Raw genomic sequence first — 18,880 nt, 5'->3', positions numbered from 1 at the left:
GTTCGGTGGAACGGGAGCTGGTGGAACGGCCCCCTCGTAGGGGCCCCGCGCGTCGCGCAGCGGCGTGCGGGGGGTCGAGGGGGTCCTTACATCACTTGACGACGACGGCCAGCAGGTCGCGGGCCGAGAGCACGAGGTAGTCCTCGCCGGCGTAACGCACCTCGGTGCCGCCGTACTTCGAGTAGACGACGACGTCGCCCACGTTGACGTCCAGGGGGACGCGGTTGCCGTTGTCGTCGATGCGGCCGGGGCCGACCGCGATGACGGTGCCCTCCTGGGGCTTCTCCTTGGCGGTGTCCGGGATGACCAGACCGGAGGCCGTGGTGGTCTCGGCCTCGTTGGCCTGGACCACGACGCGGTCCTCCAGCGGCTTGATGCTGACCTTGGTGGCGGTGGTCACGTGGTGACTCCCCCTTCGGTTCGTCGAGCAGTGGCGTGAATGGGTGGTGCGGTCCTGCTGATGCTGTGGCACGGGGGCCGGGGTCTGCCGTCGCGGGGGTCAGGCCCGGCCCGTGTCGATTGGCACTCTACCCATGCGAGTGCCAGCCCCTCAAGCGGGTCGCGCGCCGCGCGGGACCGTGGGCGAGGCTGTGCGTCGTGGCCAGCGACGACGAGACCGCGGAGACCCTCCGGCAGCTGCGCGCGCTGTCCACCCCGGCGGGCACGGCGGCGCTCTCCCGGGCCGGGGAGCTGCTGGCCACCCGCACCGACGTGGTGACCGCGCTGTCCCGGCTGCGCGCCGAGTTCGGTCCCGAGGTCGGCAACCCGGCGTGGGGGGTCGCCCGGCAGCGGGAGAAGGCCCGGCCCGCGTTCGGGGCCGACACCGACCGGCTGCTGTTCACCGGCGACGCCCTGGAGCAGGCCGGCCGTCCCGAGCTGGCCGCCCGGCGGGCCGCCCGGCTCCTCGCCGGCGGCGCCGCCACCGTGGCCGACCTGGGCTGCGCCTCGGGCACCGACACCGTGGCGCTGGCCCGGGCCGGCGCCCGGGTGACCGCGGTGGACCGGGACCCGGTCGCCCGCGAGCTCACCACGCTCAACGCCGAGGCCCTCGGGCTCACCGGGGTGACGGTCCGCGACGCCGACATCGTCGACCTGGTGGCTGCCGCCCACGACGGGCGGGTGGCCGACTGCGAGGCCGCGGTCCTCGACCCGGCCCGGCGGGCGGACGGGCGCCGGGTGCTGGACCCCGACGGCTGGTCCCCGCCCTGGTCCACCGTGACCGCCCTGCTCGACGCGGTGCCCACCTGCGTCGTCAAGGTGGCGCCGGGCCTGGACCACGAGCGCGTGCCCGACGGCGTCGAGGCCGAGTGGGTGTCGGTCGGCGGCTCGATCGTCGAGGCCCTGTTGTGGGGGCGGGGCGTGTCGACGACCTGGCGGCGGGCGACCCAGCTGCGGGCCGGCCGCTGGCACGAGCTCACCGCCGACGCCGACCCCGGCCGGGCGCCGGTCGCCGCCGTCCGGGAGTGGCTGCACGAGCCCGACCCGGCGGTCATCCGGTCCGGCCTGGTCGCGACGGTGGCCGCTGAGCTGGACGCCACCCTGGTCGACCCGCAGATCGCCTACCTGACCTCCGACGCGGCCACCGACTCACCCTGGGTCAGCTCCTACCGGGTCACCGACGTGCTGCCCTTCGCCGTGAAGCGGGTCAGGGCGCTGCTGCGCGAGCGCGGCATCGGCAGCGTGACGGTGAAGAAGCGCGGCTCGGCGGTGGAGCCCGAGGCGCTCGTCAGGCAGCTGCGCGGGCGGGGCGACGGGCACGCGGTCGTCGTGGTCACCCGGGTCCTCGACGTCCCCACCGTGCTGTTGTGCGAGCCGGCTACCGGGAGACCACGGTGACCGGCAGCGAGCTGTCGGCGCCCAGGTCCGGGGCGGACGGTGCGACGCCGGCCTCGACCAGCCGGGAGCCCAGTGCGGCGACCATCGCGCCGTTGTCGGTGCACAGCCGGGGGCTGGGCACCCGCAGCACGATGCCGGCGGTGTCGCAGCGCTCCTGGGCGACCGCGCGCAGCCGGCTGTTGGCGGCCACTCCCCCGCCGACGACGAGGTGGTCCACGCCGTGCTCACGGCAGGCCCGCACGGCCTTGGCGGTGAGGACGTCGACCACGGCCTCCTGGAACGCGGCGGCGACGTCGGCGACCGGCACGGGCTCCCCGGCCCGCTCGCGGGTCTCCACCCAGCGGGCCACGGCGGTCTTCAGCCCGGAGAACGAGAAGTCGTAGGCCGCGTCCCGGGGGCCGGTGAGCCCGCGCGGGAACGCGATGGAGCGCGGGTCGCCGTCGCGGGCGGCGCGGTCGATCGGGGGTCCGCCGGGGAAGGGCAGCCCGAGCACCCGGGCGACCTTGTCGAAGGCCTCCCCCGCGGCGTCGTCGATGGTCTGCCCGAGCGGCTGCACGTCCTGGGCGAGGTCGGGCACCAGCAGCAGGGAGCTGTGTCCGCCGGAGACCAGCATCGCGATGCTCGGTTCGGCCAGCCGGCCGTGCTCGAGCTCGTCGACCGCGACGTGCGCGGCCAGGTGGTTGACCCCGTACAGCGGCACGCCCAGGGCCAGCGCGTACGCCTTCGCCGCGGCCACCCCGACCAGCAGCGCACCGGTGAGCCCGGGTCCGCTGGTCACCGCGACCGCGTCGACGTCGCCGAACCCCACCCCGGCGTCGGCCAGCGCCCGGTGCACGGTCGGGACCATCGCCTCCAGGTGGGCCCGGGAGGCGATCTCGGGGATGACGCCGCCGAAGCGCTCGTGCTCGGCCATCGACGTGGCCAGCGCGTCGGACAACAGGGTCTGCCCGCGGACCAGGCCGATGCCGGTCTCGTCGCAGCTGGTCTCGAAGCCCAGCACGAGCGGCTGGGTGTCAGCCACGCTTCATCACCACCGCGTCCTCGCCGCTGTTCGGGTAGTAGTTCGGGCGCACCCCGATCGGCACGAAGCCGCGCCGGGCGTAGAGGCCCTGGGTGGCCTCGTCGGTGGCCCGGACCTCCAGCAGCACGACCGGTGACCGGGTGTCGGCCTCGGCGAGCAGCGCGTCCAGCAGCCGGCCGCCGATGCCCTGGCCCTGCCGGGTGCCGGTGACCCCGATGGTGGCCACGTGCGCCTCGTCGGGGTAGGCGATCAGCCCGGCGTACCCGAGCACCTCGTCGCCCTCGACGGCCACGGTGTAGCTGCGGGTGTCGGGCATCCCGAGCTCCTCCAGGTACATCGCGCGGGTCCAGGTGTCGGGGGCGAAGAGCTCCTCCTCCAGCCGCATCACGGCGGTGAGGTCCTCGCGGGTCATCGGACGCAGTTCGATCACCGGGTCACCGGCTTGCGCACCACGTTGGGGACGGCGTCGGGGCGGCGCAGGTAGAGCGGGACGAGCGGCGCCGGGGGGCGCTCGAGCAGCGGGCCCGCGGTGCGCACCAGCCCGGCGGTGGACACCTCGGCGGCGGTCACGCCGCGGCCCAGCCGTTCGGCGAACCGGACGTCGCCGACCAGCGGCAGGTCGGGCAGCTCGATCTCCTCGGGCCGGCCGACCCCGGGCTCGGTGGTGGGTGCGCCGGCGTCGTCGAAGGCCCGCCAGTGCACCTCCTTGCGCCGGGCGTCGGTGACGACCACCCGGGCACCGGAGCCGACCGCGTCCAGGCTGCAGACCCCGTGCACGGGCAGCCCGAGGGCGTCACCCAGTGCCGCCGCGGTGACGATCCCGACCCGCAGCCCGGTGTAGGGCCCCGGGCCCAGACCGACGACCAGCGCACCGACGTCGGTCAGGGTCACGCCGGCCTCGGCGAGCACCGCAGTGACCGTCGGGGTCAGCAGCTCGGCGTGCCGGGTGCCCGAGGCCAGCGCGGTCTCGGCGAGCACCCGGCCGTCCGGGCCGGTCGCGGCGAGCCCGACCACGAGGGTCGGGGTCGCGGTGTCGAGCGCCAGGACGAGCACGACGAGTCAGGTTAGTCGCCGCCGGGTCAGGGGCGGGTGGACTCCTCGACGTCGGGCAGCTCGCGGGGCCAGGCGGCGGGGTCGTCGGCGAGGTGCCACAGCTCGGGGAGCAGCACCGGCCACACGGGCTCGGCCGCCGAGGCCAGCTCCTCCCGGGTCCACCAGCGGTGGCCCAGCAGGGTGCGCTGCTCGTCCTCCGTGTGGCCGGCCACCGAGACGTCGAACGCCGGCACCCGGACGACGTAGAACACGTCGGCCTGGTCCACGACCTGGTCGGAGTACCCGTGCCGGACCCGTCGGCGGGCGACCGGGCCCAGCACCTGCGCGGGGTCGACGTCCAGCCCGGTCTCCTCGGCGAGCTCCCGGACGACGGCGGTGAGCTCGTCCTCGCCGTCCTCGATGCCGCCGCCGGGCGTCATCCACCAGGTCGACACCGGCGTCGTCCCGGTGTCGCTGTCCCGGAACAGGAGCACCCGGTCGTGGTCGTCCAGCAGCAGCACCCGCACGGTCTCCCGACGGCGCTGCGGGCGGTCGGGCAGCTGGGCGAGCCGGGCGGTCCAGGACGGCCCGTGCGGCACCAGCTCGGCGGTGCGCACGTCGTCGTCGGCCCTGCTCAGCTCGACGACCAGGTGCTCGTCGGCCAGCTGCTCGACCAGCCCGTGCCCCCACTCCACGACGGTGACCGCCTCGTCGGCGGAGGCGTCGAGGTCCAGGTCGTCGACGTCGGCGACCGAGCCCAGCCGGTAGGCGTCGACGTGCACGAGCGGCACGCGTCCACCGCGGTGCACCCGGGCCAGCACGAAGGTCGGCGAGGTGACCGCGCCGGGCACGCCCAGCCCGGCGCCGATGCCCTGGGTCAGCGCGGTCTTCCCGGCACCGAGCGGGCCCGACAGCAGCACCAGGTCCCCGGCGCGCAGCAGGCCCGCGAGCTCCACGCCGAGGGCGTGCGTGTCGGCCGGGGTGGGCAGCACCCGTCTCACGAGCGGGCCCGCTGTCCCACGCGGCGCAGCAGCCGGGTGACCGCCGCGGTGACCTCGGCGGGGTGCTGCAGCAGCACCAGGTGTCCGCTGTCCGGGACGACGACGTACTCCAGGTCCGGCGGGGCGTCGGGGGTGCCGGCCTCCTCGATGCGGGCCACGATGCGGTCGCTGTGGCCCTGCGGGATGAGCTTGTCCGCGTCGCCGCTGAGCACCAGGACGGGCACCCGGGTCAGCGGCTCGATGGCGGCACTGGCGTCCAGGCCGGCGATGGCCGGGTAGAACTCGCCGATCACGTCCACCGGGGTGCCTGCGATCATCGCGTCCACGTAGCGCACCAGGGCGGGGTCGACGTCCGGCCCGGCGAAGGACATCGTCTTCACGACCGCCGAGACGACGTCACGGGCCACCCGGCGGGTGCGCTCGGCCCACTGCGGCCGGTGCCGCATCGTGTAGCCGGCGATCGGGAAGACCGCGGCGCTGAACCGGGTGAGCAGGTGCGGCAGCCCGAAGCTCAGGTCGGACAGGCCGCCACTCGAGGTGGACACCAGGCCGACCCCGACCACCCGGCCGCCGAACAGGTCGGGCCGGCGGGCGGCCAGCGACAGCACCGTCATGCCGCCCATCGAGTGCCCGACGAGCACGACCGGTCCGCGCGGCGCCCGCGCGTCCAGGACGGCGACGAGGTCGTCGGCGAGCTGGTTGATCGTGGAGTGCTCGGCCGGACCGCGCCCGGAGGAGCCGTGCCCGCGCTGGTCGTAGAAGACCAGCCGGGCGTCGGGCCGGTGCCCGTTCGCGGTGGCCACCGCGGCCCCGAGGTCCCGGCGCTGGAACGTCCAGGACGCCATCGACAGGCAGTAGCCGTGCACGAAGACGACGGTCAGGGGCGCGTCCTGCGGGCCGACCTCCTCCACCGACAGCAGCACACCGTCCGGGGTCTGCACGAGGGCGGTGGTGTCGGCCGCCCGGCTGGCGGCGCCCAGCGGGTCGTCCTCGCGCTGCACGGCCTCGGGCCGGTCGGTGGGCTCGATCGTCTCCAGCTCGGCGGCCGGGCCGAGTTGGGCGGCCGTGACCCGTCGTCCGGCCGCCCGGGTGACGGCGACGCCCACCGCGGCGCCGGCCGCGGCCAGCCCGAGCACCCCGCCCAGGATGCCGACGGTCTTCGGGGTGGGGTGCTGGCTCACGCCGGCACCCCCGCGCTGCCGGTGTGCACCCGGGTGAAGCGTCCGCCGACCCGGGTGACCAGCTCGTAGTGGATGGTGTCCAGCACGTCGGCCCAGTCCTGGGCGGTGGGCTCGCCGGCGTCGCCGGGGCCCCACAGCACGACCTCGTCGCCGGGGGCGATCTCGTCGTCCCCGACCTCGAGCACGAACTGGTCCATGCAGACCCGGCCGGCGATGGTCCGCTGCACGCCGCCGGCGAGCACCGGCGCCCGGTTGCCACCGGCCCGCGGCACGCCGTCGGCGTACCCGACCGGCACCAGCGCCAGGGTGGTCTCGGCGGCGGTGTGGTGGGTGTGGCCGTAGCTGACCCCGGTGCCGGCGGGCACCCGCTTGGTGAGCGCGACGCGGGCGCGCACGGTCATCGCCGGGCGCAGGCCGTACTGCGCCGGGTCGCCGCCCAGCGGGTCCAGGCCGTACACCGCGACGCCCGGGCGGACCATGTCGTACCAGGTGTGCGGCAGCGCGATGGTGGCCGCGGAGTTCGCCAGGTGCCGCCGCGCCTCGGTCAGACCGGCCTCGCGGGCCAGCGCGGTGGCCTCCTCGAAGACCGCGACCTGGGCGGCGATCGTCGGGTGGGTGGGGGCGTCGGCGTAGGCGAGGTGGCTCCACAGCCCGGTGACGACGACGTCGCCGTCCTCCTGCGCCCGGACGGCGGCGGCCACCAGCGCGGGCCAGTCCGCGGGGGTCGCGCCCTCGCGGGAGAGCCCGGTGTCGACGAACAGCTGCACCCGGGCGGTGCGGCCGGTGGCCCGGGCGGCGTCCACGACCTCGGCCAGTGCCCACCCCGCGTTGACCGACAGCTCGACGTCGACGGCGAGCGCGGCCGCGTAGTCCTCCCCCGGGGCGTGCTGCCAGGACAGCACCGGCGCGGTGACCCCGGCGGCCCGCAGCGCGAGTGCCTCCTCCAGCACGGTGACCCCGAGCGCGTCGGCGCCCCCGGCCAGCGCGGCCCGGGCGGCGGGGACCAGCCCGTGGCCGTACCCGTCGGCCTTGACCACGGCCATCAGCGGCCGGCCGACCCGCTCGCGCAGGGCTGCGGTGTTGGCGGCGATCGCGTCGAGGTCGACCACGACCTCGGCCCGGTTCTGCTCTCTCACGTCCGCGATCATCCCAGCCCCCCTCCCCCCGGCCCCTCCCCGACCCGACGCCGACGCCGGCCTCGACGAGAAAGGCGCTTCTCGTCAGAGCTCCTGACGAGAAGCGCCCCTCTCGTCAGGGGTGGGTCAGGCGGCGGACGGCGGCGGGGAGGTGGCGGACCAGGTCGGAGGCGATCAGCGGGCCCTGCGCGGCGGCGAGCTGGCCGGCGCGGCCGTGCAGGTGGGCGGCCGCCGCGGCGGCCTCCACGGCGGGGAGCCCGGTCGCGAGCAGCGCACCGGCGATGCCGGAGAGCACGTCCCCGGTGCCGGCGGTGGCCAGCCAGGGGGTGCCGGTGCCGTTGACGAAGGCGGTGCCGTCGGCGTCGGCCACCACCGTGGCGTCGCCCTTGAGCAGCACGGTCACGCCGAGGTCGGCCGCAGCGGCCCGGGCAGCACCGATCCGGTCGGCGCCCAGGTCCCAGCCGAAGCGGGTGAACTCCCGGTCGTGCGGGGTCAGCACGGTGGGGGCCGACCGGTCGCGGGCCAGGGCCGGATCGCGGGCGAGCAGGGTGAGACCGTCAGCGTCGACGAGCACCGGGAGGTCCGTGGCCAGCACCTCGGCGAGCACGGCGGCCGCGTCGTCGTCGGTGCCCATCCCGGGGCCGACCACCCAGGCCTGCACCCGGCCGGCGTCCGACGGTCGGCCGGCGGTGACGATCGCCTCGGGCCAGGCGGCCCGGACCCCCTCGGCGGCGGTGCCGGCGTACCGGACCAGGCCGGGCCGGGTGCGCAGCGCGGCGCCGGTGCAGAGCACGCCCGCACCGGGGTAGGTGGCCGAGCCCGCGACGACGCCGACGACGCCCTGGCTGTACTTGTCGTCCCCGGCGCCGGGGTCGGGCAGCCGGTCGGCCACCTCGGCGTCGGTGAGCTGTCGGGCGGACGGCGCCGGCAGCTCCAGGCCGATGTCCACCAGGTGCACGGTGCCGGCGTGCCCGCGTCCCTCCCCCACGACCAGACCGGCCTTCACCGCGCCGAGGACGACGGTGTGCTGGGCGGGGAACGCCTCGCCGTCGACGGCCCCGGTGTCGGCGTCCACCCCGCTGGGCAGGTCGACGGCGACGAGCAGCCCCGGTCCGGCGACCGCCCGGGCGACGGCGTCGGCGGCGGCCGGCCGGAGCCCACCCCGGCCGCCGATGCCGACGATCCCGTCCAGCACGAGGTCGGCGCGCTCCAGTCCGGCGGCGCCGGGGTCGGTGACGGTGCGGCCCCCGGCCCGGCGGAGGGCGACGAGACCGGCCGGGTGGGCCCGGTCGGGGTCCAGGAGCAGCGCGGTGACCGCGGCCCCGCGGCCGGCGAGGAAGGCGCCGGCGAACAGGGCGTCGCCGCCGTTGTCCCCGGCCCCGACCAGCAGGACCACCCGGACGCCGACCGCCCGGCCGACCAGCCGCAGGCACACGGTGGCCAGTCCGGTCGCGGCGCGCTGCATCAGGGCGCCCTGGGGCAGCCGGGCCAGCAGGTCGGCCTCCGCCGCCCGCACCTGGTCGGCGGTGTACAGCCCGGTCACGAGTCCGCCTCTGCGATCACCACGGCCGAGGCGATGCCCCCGTCGTGGCTGAGCGACACGTGCCAGCCGGTCACCCCGAGCAGTGCGGCCCGGGCGGCCACCGTGCCGCGCACCTCGATGAGCGGACGGCCGTGCTCGCCGACGGTCACCTCGGCGTCGTGCCAGTGCAGGTCCCCGGGGGCACCGAGGGCCTTGGCGAGTGCCTCCTTGGCCGCGAACCGGGCGGCCAGGGACTCACCGCTGCGTTCGGCCCCGGACGGAGTCCGCTGCTCGGCGGCGGTGAACAGCCGGTCCCGCAGCCCCGGCGTCCGGGTGAGCGAGGCGGCGAACCGCTCCACCGGACACACGTCGATCCCGACCCCGACGATCACCTCATTCCACGGTGACGGACTTGGCCAGGTTGCGGGGCATGTCGACGTCCAGGCCGCGGGTGTCGGCAATCTCGCAGGCCAGCACCTGCAGCGGGATCGTGGTGACCACCGGGGCGAGCAGCGTGGGCGTGCGGGGCACCCGGATGACGTGGTCGGCGTAGGGCAGCACGTCGTCGTCGCCCTCCTCGGCGATCACGATGGTGCGTGCCCCGCGGGCCCGGACCTCCTGGATGTTGGAGACCACCTTGCCGTGCAGCGACTCCCGGCCGCGGGGGGACGGCGCGATCACGATGACCGGGGTGCCGTCGCCGATCAGCGCGATGGAGCCGTGCTTGAGCTCGCCGGCGGCGAAGCCCTCGGCGTGGATGTAGGCCAGCTCCTTGAGCTTGAGCGCGCCCTCCAGGGCCACCGGGTACCCGACGTGCCGGCCCAGGAAGAGGATCGTGGACTCGGTGGCCAGCGACCGGCCCAGCGCGCGCACCTCGTCCATCCCCGAGAGCACCTGGGACACCTGCTCGGGCAGCTGGCGCAGCTCGGCGACGACGGCGGCGACCTCGTCCTCGTACTTCAGCCCGCGCACCTGGGCCAGGAAGAGCCCGACCAGGTAGCAGGCCACGATCTGGGTGAGGAACCCCTTGGTCGAGGCGACGGCGACCTCGGGTCCGGCCCGGGTGTAGAGCACCGCGTCGGACTCGCGCGGGATCGTCGAGCCGTTGGCGTTGCAGATCGCCAGCACCCGGGCCTGCTGCTCCTTGGCGTGCCGCAGCGCCATCAGGGTGTCCATCGTCTCCCCGGACTGGGAGATGACGACGACCAGCGTCGAGCGGTCGAGCACCGGGTCCCGGTAGCGGAACTCGCTGGCCAGCTCGACCTCGACCGGGATCCGGGTCCAGTGCTCGATGGCGTACTTGGCGATGAGACCGGCGTGGTAGGCGGTGCCGCAGGCGATGACGAAGACCTTGGTGACCCCGCGCAGGTCCTCGTCGGAGATCCGCACCTCGTCCAGCACGATCTCCCCGCGCTCGCCGAGGCGGCCCAGCAGGGTGTCGGCGACGGCCTGGGGCTGCTCGGCGATCTCCTTGAGCATGAACCAGTCGTAGCCGCCCTTCTCGGCGGCCGCGGCGTCCCAGTCGACGGAGTAGGCAAGCGGCTCGACGGTGTTCCCGGCGAAGTCGGTGACGGTCACGCCGCGGGTGCGGTGCAGCTCGACGACCTGGTCCTGGCCCAGCTCCAGGGCGTCGCGGGTGTGCCCGATGAAGGCGGCCACGTCGGAGCCGAGGAAGTACTCGCCGTCGCCGACGCCGACCACGAGCGGGGAGTTGCGGCGCGAGGCGACCAGCGTGTCGGGCTCGGCGGCGTGGCTGGCGACGAGGGTGAAGGCGCCCTCGAGCCGGCGGGAGACGACCCGCATGGCCTCGGCCAGCCGGCCCGGGCCCTCGGGCAGCGTCGGGTACACCGCGGCCAGCAGGTGGGCGACGACCTCGGTGTCGGTCTCGGAGGTGAACTCGACCCCGGTGGCCTCGACCTCGGTGCGCAGCGAGGCGAAGTTCTCGATGATCCCGTTGTGGATCACCGCCACGGTGCCGTCGGCGGAGGTGTGCGGGTGGGCGTTGCGGTCGGTCGGCCCCCCGTGGGTGGCCCAGCGGGTGTGCCCGATCCCGATCGTCGCGGCCGGGAGCGCCTTCTCGGCGAGCTCCTTCTCCAGGTTGGCGACCTTGCCGGCCTTCTTGGCCGTGGCCAGCCGCCCGTCGGCCAGGACGGCGACCCCCGCGGAGTCGTACCCCCGGTACTCCAACCGGCGCAGGCCCTCCAGGACCACGTCCAACGCGTTCTGAGGACCGACGTACCCCACGATGCCGCACATGGGGTCTGACGATACGTCCCCCGGGGGCTTCCTCAGACGGCGGCGACGACCTCGGCGAGCCGGTGCGCGACCTCGTCGGCCTGCTCCTGGGTGGGGGCCTCGACCATCACCCGGACCAGCTGCTCGGTGCCCGAGGGGCGCAGCAGCACCCGCCCGGTGTCGCCGAGCTCCTCCTCCGCGGCGTTGACCGCCCGGGCGACGTCCTCGTCCTCGGCGACGGCGATGCGGTCGCTCACCGACACGTTCACCAGCACCTGCGGCAGCTTCTGCACGACGGAGGCGAGCTCGGCCAGCGAGGAGCCGGTGGCCGACATCCGGGCCAGCAGGGCCAGCCCGGTGAGCAGGCCGTCACCGGTGGTGGCCCAGTCCAGGAACACCAGGTGCCCGGACTGCTCCCCGCCCAGGGACAGCCCGCGCGAGCGCAGCGCCTCCAGCACGTAGCGGTCCCCGACCGCGGTGGTGGCAACGGTGATGCCGGCGTCGCGCATCGTGTGGTGGAAGCCCAGGTTGCTCATCACGGTCGCGACGACCGTGTCGCCGACGAGCTCACCGCGCTCGTGCAGGTCCAGGGCGCAGATGGCGAGGATCTGGTCGCCGTCCACCAGCTCGCCGGTGGCGGTGACGGCCAGGCAGCGGTCGGCGTCCCCGTCGTGGGCGATGCCGATGTCTGCCCCGGTGGCGGCCACGGCGTCCCGCAGCGGCCCCAGGTGGGTGGAGCCGATGCCGTCGTTGATGTTCCAGCCGTCGGGGTCCCCGCCGATGACGTGCACCTGGGCGCCGGCCCGGCGGTAGACCTCCGGGGCGCAGACCGAGGCGGCGCCGTGCGCGCAGTCGACGACGACACGGACCCCGGCGAGCGGACGGCGCAGCGAGGACAGCACGTGCTCCACGTAGCGGGAGCCGGCGTCGGGCAGGTCGCGGACCCGGCCGACGTCGGCGCCGGTGGGCCGGTGGTCGGGGGCGTCGCTGGCCGACAGGTGGCCGGTGATCCGACGTTCGATGGCCGCCTCGACCGCGTCGGGCAGCTTGTGCCCACCGCGGGAGAACAGCTTGATGCCGTTGTCGGGCATCGGGTTGTGACTGGCCGAGATCATCACGCCGAGGTCGGCGCCGGTCTGGGCGGTCAGGAAGGCGACGGCGGGGGTGGGCAGCACGCCCACCCGCAGCACCTCGGCGCCCGCGCTCGACAGGCCCGCCACCACGGCGGCCTCGAGCATCTCCCCGCTGGCACGGGGGTCGCGGCCGACGACCGCGACGGGACGCTGGGTCCCGTCGCGGTCGGCGAGCACGCTGGCGGCAGCACGTGCCACCGAGAGGGCCAACTCCGGCGTGAGGTCGGCGTTGGCCCGACCCCGGACGCCGTCGGTCCCGAAGAGGCGACCCACGGACTGCCCGGTCAGCGCTTGGAGTACTGGGGCGCCTTGCGCGCCTTCTTCAGGCCGTACTTCTTGCGCTCGGTGGCCCGCGGGTCACGAGTGAGGAAGCCGGCCTTCTTCAGCGCCGGACGGTCGTCGGGCTCGACCTCGATGAGCGCCCGGGCGATCGCCAGACGCAGCGCGCCGGCCTGGCCGGAGACGCCGCCACCGTGGAGCAGGCCGACCACGTCGTACTGCTCGTTCTTCTCGAGGATCACGAACGGCTCACGGATGAGCTGCTGGTGGACCTTGTTCGGGAAGTACTCCTCGATGGTCCGGCCGTTGAGCTTGAACTGGCCGGTGCCGGGGAGCAGGCGCACCCGGACGATGGCCTCCTTGCGGCGGCCGACGGTCTGGATCGGGCGACCGTCGGCGTCGGTCACGGTCTGGGGGGCCGTCATCGGGGTGGTCACTGGGACACCTGCTTGATCTCGTAGGTCTGGGGCTGCTGGGCGGCGTGCGGGTGCTCGGGCCCGGCGTAGACCTTGAGCTTGGAGAGCATCTGCCGGCCCAGCGTGTTGTGCGGCAGCATCCCCTTGACGGCGCGCTCGATGACGCGGTCGGGACGGGTCTTGATCTCGTCGCCGACGTTGATGGCCTTGAGGCCGCCCGGGTGACCCGAGTGGCGGTAGGCCGTCTTCTCGTCGCGCTTGGAGCCGGTCAGCGCGACCTTGCCCGCGTTGATGACGACGACGAAGTCGCCGACGTCCATGTGCAGGGCGTACATCGGCTTGTGCTTGCCGCGCAGGAGCTGCGCGGTCTGGCTGGCCAGTCGACCGAGCACCACGTCGGTGGCGTCGATGACGTGCCAGGCCCGGGTGATGTCACCGGGCTTGGGGGTGTACGTGCGCACGGGGGCCCACTTCCTCGTCGTCGGAGTGGCTGGTGGAGTCGCCTCACCGAGAACGGGAGACGGGATCGAAGACGATCGACAGCGCGCGTGCACCAGCCGGCAGGCGCGCCAGCGGACGACGATACCAGCCGGGCGGACCCCGACCTCCCCGGTCAGCCGTCGATGAGGTCCCGCTGCTGCGGCAGCAGCGTGTTCATCTGGGAGTAGTCGTCGATCGCGGTCACGCCCAGCACGTCGAGGCTGGCGAGGTGGCTGCCGAAGCCCACGTAGCACCGCTGGTAGAACGACGTCCCGGTGTCGTCGGAGGCGAAGACGAAGCAGGGCGCATCGGGGATGGCCGGCAACACGAACGGGGTGCCGCCGAACTCGGTGGTCTCCAGGGTGCGGAAGCCCTCGTAGACGGCGTTGGTCTGCGCCGAGGTCGGGAAGGCGTAGAGCGCGACGGCGTACTCGAGGTCGGTGGCGTCGTCGCCGGACTGCTTGGCGTAGAAGCCGGTGAACCCGTTGCTGCTGAGCAGCGTGCGCTCGGCGATCGGGTCGATGGCGAAGCGCAGGTAGCCCTCGAGGTCGTAGCCGCCGGTGAACCGGGTCGGGTCCCCGGGCGGCGCCAGGGCGTACTGGGCCAGGTCCAGGGGGTCGGAGTCCAGGTCGGGGACCTGGTCCTGGGGGGTGGGCTCGAAGGTCGCCAGCAGGGCCAGCTGGTCCTGCAGCTGCCGGGTCAGCAGGTCCACCGCTCCCCCGGCGGGGGCGTCCACGAACGCGTAGGCGAGCATCCTGCCGGTGGGCACCCAGGCCTGCGCGGTGTCGGTCGGGTTCCCCGCCGAGTCCGCTCCCCCGGCGGTCAGCGCCCCGGTGACACCCAGGTCGGGCAGCTCCACCGGCTCGGTGCCGCCGAGGTCGTAGTCCAGGCCGATCTCGTTGAGCGCCTCGGCGGCCGCGACCGCCGAGTCGGGGTCGCTCATCTCCGCGGCCAGCGTCAACGAGCCGTTGTTCGCCACGTCCTGGTTGCAGTTCCCCCACCCGGCCACGAAGCCCCACCGGTCCAGCTCCTGCTCGACCCGGCCGTCCCCGAAGTAGAGGACGTCGATGCCGCTGGCGCTGCCGAAGGGACCGGAGGGGAAGCAGCCCTCGGTGCGCTCGGGGCTCGTGGTGGAGATCAGCGAGCTCACCGAGGCGATCCGCCGGGCCTCGGCACCGGTGCCCGGCCCGATCTCCGGCGCCGGCGTCACCTGACCCGTGGGGGCCTCGCTGGTCTCCGGCGCCTCCGACGAGCTCTCCGGCGCCTGGGACGTGCCCGCAGCCACCGGGCTGGCCGTGCCGTCCACCGTGCTCGTGCACCCGGTGAGCAGCAGCGCGCCGGCGAGCACCCCCGCGGCGAGGGCATGCGGGCGGGCGGGGGCCGTCGGGGTGCGCACGGCGGTCACCTTACGGAACAGCCCTGGTCAGGAGACCTCACGCAGGCGACCGGTGTCGACGTCGTAGACCGTGCCGCGGACGTCGTGGGAGAGCAGGTACGGGGTGGCGCGCAGCAGCCGCAGCGACTCCCGGACGTCCTCGTCGACGTCGGTGAAGGTGCGGGCCGGCCACGGGGGCCGGTGCCCGGTCGCCGCCTCGACGACGTCGGCCAGCCCGGCGTCGTCGGTCTTCTGCAGGCCGCAGTCGGTGTGGTGCACCAGCACGACCTGCCGGGTGCCCAGCAGGTGCTGGCTGATCGTCAACGACCGCAGGGTGTCGTCGGTGACCACCCCGCCGGCGTTGCGGATGACGTGGGCGTCGCCCACCTCGAGGCCCAGCAGCGGGAACAGCGGCATCCGGGAGTCCATGCACGCCACCACGGCGACGTGCCGGGCGGGGCGGACCGGCTTGGACCCGGGGAACCGGGTGACCCAGTCGGCGTTGGCGGCCAGCATCGCGTCGATCTCGTCCACGCTGGCAACCTAGCCAAGGCCGTGGCGCCGGGCACGCCGACCGTGGCCCGGGTGAGGATGGGGTCGTGCGCACCGTCGAGGAACACCAGCAGGTCGTCGCCGACCTCCTCCGCAGCACCGGGACCGAGGAGGTGCCCCTGGCCCGCGCGGCCGGCCGGGTCCTCGCCGAGGACGTGACGGCCGCCGTCCCGTTGCCGGTGTTCACCAACTCCGCGATGGACGGCTACGCCGCCCGCTGGGACGACGTCGGGTCGGCCACCGAGCAGACCCCCGTCCGGCTCCCGGTGACCGCGGACCTCCCGGCCGGCCGGGTCGACGTGCCCGTGCTGGAGCCCGGTGCGGTGCACCGGATCATGACCGGCGCCCCGATGCCCGCCGGTGCCGACGTCGTCGTCCCGGTCGAGCGCACCGACGGCGCCACCGACACCGTCACGATCACCTCCTCCCCCGGGCGCGGCACGCACCTGCGGCACGCCGGGGAGGACATCGCCGAGGGCGCGGTGGCCCTGGCCGCCGGGGTGGTGCTGGGCTCCTCGCAGCTGGGGTTGGCGGCGTCCATCGGGCGGTCCACCGTCGTCGTCCGCCGTCGTCCCCGGGTGCTGGTGCTGTCCACCGGCAGCGAGCTGGTCGCCCCCGGGGAGCCGCTGGCACCGGGGCAGATCTACGAGTCCAACTCCCTGCTGCTGGCCACCGCGGTCCAGGACGCCGGCGGCGAGGCCCGCACGCTGCACTTCGTGCCCGACGACGTCGAGCAGTTCCTCGGGACCGTGCGCGCCGAGCTCGCCGCCGCCGACCTGCTGCTCACCAGCGGCGGGGTGAGCATGGGCGCCTACGAGGTGGTCAAGGACGCCTTCGGTGCACTGGGCACCGTCGAGTTCCTCAAGGTCGCGATGCAGCCCGGCGGCCCCCAGGGCTGCGGCACCGTGGACGGCGTCCCGGTGGTCACCCTGCCGGGCAACCCGGTGAGCTCCTTCGTCTCCTTCGAGGTGTTCGTCCGCCCCGCGCTGCGCCGGGCGATGGGCATCACCCACCCCGGCCGGCTGCGCACCACCGCCCGGCTCACGGGACCCCTGACCTCCCCCGCCGGCAAGCGGCAGTTCCTGCGGGGCTGGTTCGACGGCGGCGAGGTCTCCCAGGTCGGTGGGCCCGGCTCGCACCTGGTCGCCCACCTCGCCCGCGCCAACTCCCTCGTCGTCGTCCCCGAGGACGTCACCGCCCTGCCCGCCGGCAGCTCGGTCGAGGTCGTCCTGATCGAAGGAGCACTCCAGTGACCAGCGGCTTCACCCACCTCGACGCCTCCGGGGCCGCCCGGATGGTGGACGTCACCGAGAAGGCCGTCACCGCCCGCGTCGCGACCGCCGCCGGCCGCGTGCTGGTCAGCCCCGAGGTCGTCGCCCTGCTGCGCGGGGAGGGCGTGCCCAAGGGCGATGCCATCGCCGTCGCCCGGATCGCCGGCATCGCCGGGGCCAAGCGGACCCCGGACCTCATCCCGCTGTGCCACCCCGTGGCCCTGCACGGCGTCACCGTCGACCTCGAGGTCACCGACGAGGCGGTGGAGATCACCGTGACCGCGCGCACCGCCGACCGCACCGGCATCGAGATGGAGGCGCTGACCGCGGTGGCCGTCACCGGTCTGACCGTCATCGACATGGTCAAGGCCGTCGACCCGCGCGCGGTCATCACCGACGTCCGGCTGCTGGCGAAGTCCGGCGGCAAGAAGGGCGACTGGACCCGATGACCCTCCCCGCAGGCGCCCGCGCCGTCGTCGTCACCGCCTCGAACCGGGCCTCGGCCGGGGTCTACGAGGACCGCTCCGGCCAGGCGCTGGCCGCCGGGCTCCGCGAGCTCGGCTTCACCGTCGAGGGCCCGCACGTGCGCCCGGACGACGTCGACCAGCTCGCCGCCGTGCTCCGCGAGGCCGTCGCCTCCGGCGCCGACGTCGTGCTCACCACCGGCGGCACCGGGCTCACCCCCACCGACGTGACCCCGGAGGCCACCCGGCTCGTACTCGAGCGCGACGCCCCCGGCATCGCCGACGCCGTCCGCCGGTACGGGCAGCCCGCCGTCCCCACCGCGGTGCTGTCCCGCGGACTGGCCGGGACGGCCGGGCGGACGCTGATCGTCAACCTGCCGGGTTCCACCGGCGGGGTGCGCGACGGGCTCGCCGTGCTCGGGCCGCTGCTGCCCCACGTGGTGAGCCAGCTCCGCGGCGGCGACCACTAGGCGGGCAGCACCAGCCGGCGGGTGTGGCTGTAGACGTTGCAGCCGTCGCCGCGGAGGAAGCCGACCAGGGTGATGCCGGTGGAGTCGGCGAGCTCCACGGCCAGCGAGCTGGGGGCCGAGACCGCGGCCAGCACCGGGATGCCGGCCATCGCGGCCTTCTGCGTCAGCTCGAAGCTGCTGCGTCCGCTGACCATGAGCACGTGCCCGGCCAGCGGCAGCCGGCCGGCTCGGACGGCGTCACCGACGACCTTGTCCACCGCGTTGTGCCGGCCCACGTCCTCGCGCAGCGCGACCAGCTCGCCCTCCGCGGTGAACAACCCCGCCGCGTGCAGCCCGCCGGTGCGGTCGAAGACCTCCTGCTCGGCCCGCAGCCGGTCCGGCAGCGCGAGGAGGGTCTCCAGGGTCAGCCGGGTCTCGTCACCGGGGACGTCGAAACGCGTCTTGGTCCGGATCGCGTCGATGCTCGCCTTGCCGCAGACCCCGCACGAGCTGGTCGTGTAGAAGTTCCGGTCCAGCGCGGTGTCCGGGGCCTCCACGCCGGGCGCGAGGTCCACGTCGACGACGTTGTAGGTGTTGCGCCCGGCGTCGTCGACGGAGTCGCAGTACCTCAGCGAGAGCACGTCGTCCGCCGAGGCGATCACGCCCTCGGTGACCAGGAACCCGTGCACCAGGTCGAAGTCGTCGCCCGGGGTGCGCATGGTGACCGCCAGCGGCGTCCCGTCCAGCCGGATCTCCAGCGGCTCCTCGCTGGCGACGGTGTCGGGTCGGGTGGCCACGTGGGGCCCCCGGATGCGCAGCACCGGTGTCCGGCTGGTGACTCGTCCCACGCCGTCGACGGTACGCACCGGCAGCGACCTACGGTCACCCCGTGAGCCCGCTGCCGCCCTACGCCGCCGTCGTCCTGGCCGGGGGCCGGGCCGCCCGGCTCGGCGGTCGCGCCAAGCCCCAGCTCGAGGTCGGCGGGCGCACCATGCTCGGCCTGGTCCTGGACGCCGTCGCCGACGCCGCGACCCGCGTCGTCGTCGGCCCCCCGCAGCCGACCCCCGACGGCGTCCGGGTGGTCCGGGAGGAGCCGCCCGGCGGCGGCCCGGTCCCCGCGCTGCGGGCGGGGCTGGCCGCGGTGGACACCGACGTGGTCGCCGTCCTCGCCGCGGACCTCCCCTTCGTCACGGCCGCGGTGGTCCAGGAGCTCCGCGGCCGGCTCACCGGGGACGGCGTGCTCGTCGTCGACGCCACCGGTCGCGACCAGCACCTGCTCGGGGTCTGGCGGACCGCGGCCCTGCGCGCCGCGGTCCCCGACGTGCGGGGGCCCACCTCGATGCGGGCGGTGCTCGCCGACCTCGCCGTCCGCCGGCACCGGCCCGCCGTGGAGCCCGGCCGACCCGCTCCCTGGACCGACTGCGACACCCCCGCCGACCTCGAGCGCGCCCGCCAGGCCGCGGGACTGCCCCGGCCGCCCGCGGGGTAGGCCGGGGA

At 75.1% G+C, this 18,880-nt stretch carries 21 protein-coding genes; 5 read left to right on the top strand and 16 right to left on the bottom strand.

All coding sequences use genetic code 11. The features are described from left to right. Window positions 1–91: 91 nt before the first annotated feature. Window positions 92–400 (bottom strand): co-chaperone GroES, encoded by a 309-nt coding sequence (gene groES, locus ASG36_RS13985; RefSeq protein ID WP_055764705.1) that lies wholly within the window; start codon window positions 398–400, stop codon window positions 92–94. Window positions 401–597: 197 nt separating this feature from the next. Here groES and ASG36_RS13980 point away from each other — a divergent pair, with 197 nt between their 5' ends. Beyond that, window positions 598–1,836, top strand: a complete 1,239-nt coding sequence (locus tag ASG36_RS13980; RefSeq protein ID WP_157498795.1) for a class I SAM-dependent methyltransferase — start codon at window positions 598–600, stop codon at window positions 1,834–1,836. Here the strand turns inward: ASG36_RS13980 and tsaD are convergent. From tsaD to ASG36_RS13905, 14 genes are all read right to left on the bottom strand, one after another. Further along, window positions 1,817–2,857: a tRNA (adenosine(37)-N6)-threonylcarbamoyltransferase complex transferase subunit TsaD gene (gene tsaD, locus ASG36_RS13975; protein WP_055764702.1), complete on the bottom strand. Its 1,041-nt coding sequence runs from the start codon at window positions 2,855–2,857 to the stop codon at window positions 1,817–1,819. The genes ASG36_RS13980 and tsaD overlap by 20 nt on opposite strands. After that, window positions 2,850–3,287, bottom strand: a complete 438-nt coding sequence (gene rimI / locus ASG36_RS13970; protein ID WP_235494979.1) for a ribosomal protein S18-alanine N-acetyltransferase — start codon at window positions 3,285–3,287, stop codon at window positions 2,850–2,852. The genes tsaD and rimI overlap by 8 nt, the downstream gene beginning before the upstream one ends. Beyond that, a complete protein-coding gene (tsaB, locus tag ASG36_RS13965; protein WP_055764700.1) occupies window positions 3,284–3,910 on the bottom strand; it encodes a tRNA (adenosine(37)-N6)-threonylcarbamoyltransferase complex dimerization subunit type 1 TsaB in 627 nt (208 codons plus the stop codon). The genes rimI and tsaB overlap by 4 nt, the downstream gene beginning before the upstream one ends. Before the next feature lie 26 nt (window positions 3,911–3,936). Continuing rightward, window positions 3,937–4,881 (bottom strand): tRNA (adenosine(37)-N6)-threonylcarbamoyltransferase complex ATPase subunit type 1 TsaE, encoded by a 945-nt coding sequence (tsaE, locus tag ASG36_RS22690; protein WP_235494977.1) that lies wholly within the window; start codon window positions 4,879–4,881, stop codon window positions 3,937–3,939. Window positions 4,882–4,886: 5 nt separating this feature from the next. Continuing rightward, window positions 4,887–6,071 carry an alpha/beta fold hydrolase gene (locus ASG36_RS13950; RefSeq protein ID WP_055764698.1) on the bottom strand — a complete coding sequence of 395 codons (1,185 nt, stop codon included), beginning with the start codon at window positions 6,069–6,071 and terminating at the stop codon, window positions 4,887–4,889. Beyond that, the gene (gene alr, locus ASG36_RS13945; protein ID WP_235494975.1) at window positions 6,068–7,207 is read right to left on the bottom strand and encodes an alanine racemase; all 1,140 of its coding nucleotides are present in this window, start codon (window positions 7,205–7,207) and stop codon (window positions 6,068–6,070) included. The genes ASG36_RS13950 and alr overlap by 4 nt, the downstream gene beginning before the upstream one ends. Window positions 7,208–7,322: 115 nt before the next feature. Continuing rightward, window positions 7,323–8,750, bottom strand: a complete 1,428-nt coding sequence (locus ASG36_RS13940; protein WP_055764694.1) for an NAD(P)H-hydrate dehydratase — start codon at window positions 8,748–8,750, stop codon at window positions 7,323–7,325. Then, window positions 8,747–9,121: a holo-ACP synthase gene (locus tag ASG36_RS13935; RefSeq protein ID WP_055764692.1), complete on the bottom strand. Its 375-nt coding sequence runs from the start codon at window positions 9,119–9,121 to the stop codon at window positions 8,747–8,749. The genes ASG36_RS13940 and ASG36_RS13935 overlap by 4 nt, the downstream gene beginning before the upstream one ends. A 1-nt stretch (window position 9,122) precedes the next feature. Beyond that, window positions 9,123–10,985: a glutamine--fructose-6-phosphate transaminase (isomerizing) gene (glmS, locus tag ASG36_RS13930; protein ID WP_055764690.1), complete on the bottom strand. Its 1,863-nt coding sequence runs from the start codon at window positions 10,983–10,985 to the stop codon at window positions 9,123–9,125. A gap of 32 nt (window positions 10,986–11,017) precedes the next feature. Next, window positions 11,018–12,370, bottom strand: a complete 1,353-nt coding sequence (gene glmM, locus ASG36_RS13925; protein WP_055764689.1) for a phosphoglucosamine mutase — start codon at window positions 12,368–12,370, stop codon at window positions 11,018–11,020. Between the two features lie 11 nt (window positions 12,371–12,381). Beyond that, on the bottom strand, window positions 12,382–12,801 hold the full coding sequence (gene rpsI, locus ASG36_RS13920) for a 30S ribosomal protein S9 (RefSeq protein ID WP_055765190.1): 420 nt from the start codon (window positions 12,799–12,801) through the stop codon (window positions 12,382–12,384). A gap of 8 nt (window positions 12,802–12,809) precedes the next feature. Then, window positions 12,810–13,253 (bottom strand): 50S ribosomal protein L13, encoded by a 444-nt coding sequence (gene rplM, locus ASG36_RS13915; RefSeq protein ID WP_055764687.1) that lies wholly within the window; start codon window positions 13,251–13,253, stop codon window positions 12,810–12,812. Between the two features lie 152 nt (window positions 13,254–13,405). Further along, window positions 13,406–14,668, bottom strand: coding sequence for a hypothetical protein (locus ASG36_RS13910; protein WP_157498794.1), 1,263 nt, complete (start codon window positions 14,666–14,668; stop codon window positions 13,406–13,408). A 27-nt stretch (window positions 14,669–14,695) separates the two neighbouring features. Then, window positions 14,696–15,181: a carbonic anhydrase gene (locus ASG36_RS13905; RefSeq protein WP_157498793.1), complete on the bottom strand. Its 486-nt coding sequence runs from the start codon at window positions 15,179–15,181 to the stop codon at window positions 14,696–14,698. Between the two features lie 65 nt (window positions 15,182–15,246). Here ASG36_RS13905 and glp point away from each other — a divergent pair, with 65 nt between their 5' ends. The 3 genes from glp to ASG36_RS13890 are packed head-to-tail and all read left to right on the top strand — an operon-like array spanning window position 15,247 to window position 17,404. Then, on the top strand, window positions 15,247–16,452 hold the full coding sequence (gene glp, locus ASG36_RS13900; protein WP_055764683.1) for a gephyrin-like molybdotransferase Glp: 1,206 nt from the start codon (window positions 15,247–15,249) through the stop codon (window positions 16,450–16,452). After that, the gene (moaC, locus tag ASG36_RS13895) at window positions 16,449–16,919 is read left to right on the top strand and encodes a cyclic pyranopterin monophosphate synthase MoaC (protein ID WP_055764682.1); all 471 of its coding nucleotides are present in this window, start codon (window positions 16,449–16,451) and stop codon (window positions 16,917–16,919) included. The genes glp and moaC overlap by 4 nt, the downstream gene beginning before the upstream one ends. Continuing rightward, window positions 16,916–17,404: a molybdenum cofactor biosynthesis protein B gene (locus ASG36_RS13890; RefSeq protein WP_055764680.1), complete on the top strand. Its 489-nt coding sequence runs from the start codon at window positions 16,916–16,918 to the stop codon at window positions 17,402–17,404. Before moaC ends, ASG36_RS13890 begins: the two co-directional genes overlap by 4 nt. Here ASG36_RS13890 and fdhD read toward each other — a convergent pair. Then, window positions 17,401–18,231 (bottom strand): formate dehydrogenase accessory sulfurtransferase FdhD, encoded by an 831-nt coding sequence (gene fdhD, locus ASG36_RS13885; RefSeq protein ID WP_055764678.1) that lies wholly within the window; start codon window positions 18,229–18,231, stop codon window positions 17,401–17,403. The genes ASG36_RS13890 and fdhD overlap by 4 nt on opposite strands. 41 nt (window positions 18,232–18,272) lie before the next feature. On the opposite strand from fdhD, the gene ASG36_RS13880 reads away from it, so the two are divergent. Continuing rightward, the gene (locus ASG36_RS13880) at window positions 18,273–18,872 is read left to right on the top strand and encodes a molybdenum cofactor guanylyltransferase (RefSeq protein ID WP_055764675.1); all 600 of its coding nucleotides are present in this window, start codon (window positions 18,273–18,275) and stop codon (window positions 18,870–18,872) included. Window positions 18,873–18,880 lie beyond the last annotated feature (8 nt).

The sequence above is a fragment of the Geodermatophilus sp. Leaf369 genome, from assembly GCF_001424455.1.
GTDB lineage: Bacteria > Actinomycetota > Actinomycetes > Mycobacteriales > Geodermatophilaceae > Klenkia.
This window is presented reverse-complemented; position numbering and strand designations above follow the sequence as displayed.

Excerpts from the sequence above, each read along its gene's own strand:
- glmS (WP_055764690.1), bottom strand. The coding sequence starts at position 10,985 with ATGTGCGGCATCGTGGGGTACGTCGGTCCTCAGAACGCGTTGGACGTG.
- rpsI (WP_055765190.1), bottom strand. The coding sequence starts at position 12,801 with ATGACGGCCCCCCAGACCGTGACCGACGCCGACGGTCGCCCGATCCAG.
- ASG36_RS13890 (WP_055764680.1), top strand. The coding sequence starts at position 16,916 with ATGACCCTCCCCGCAGGCGCCCGCGCCGTCGTCGTCACCGCCTCGAAC.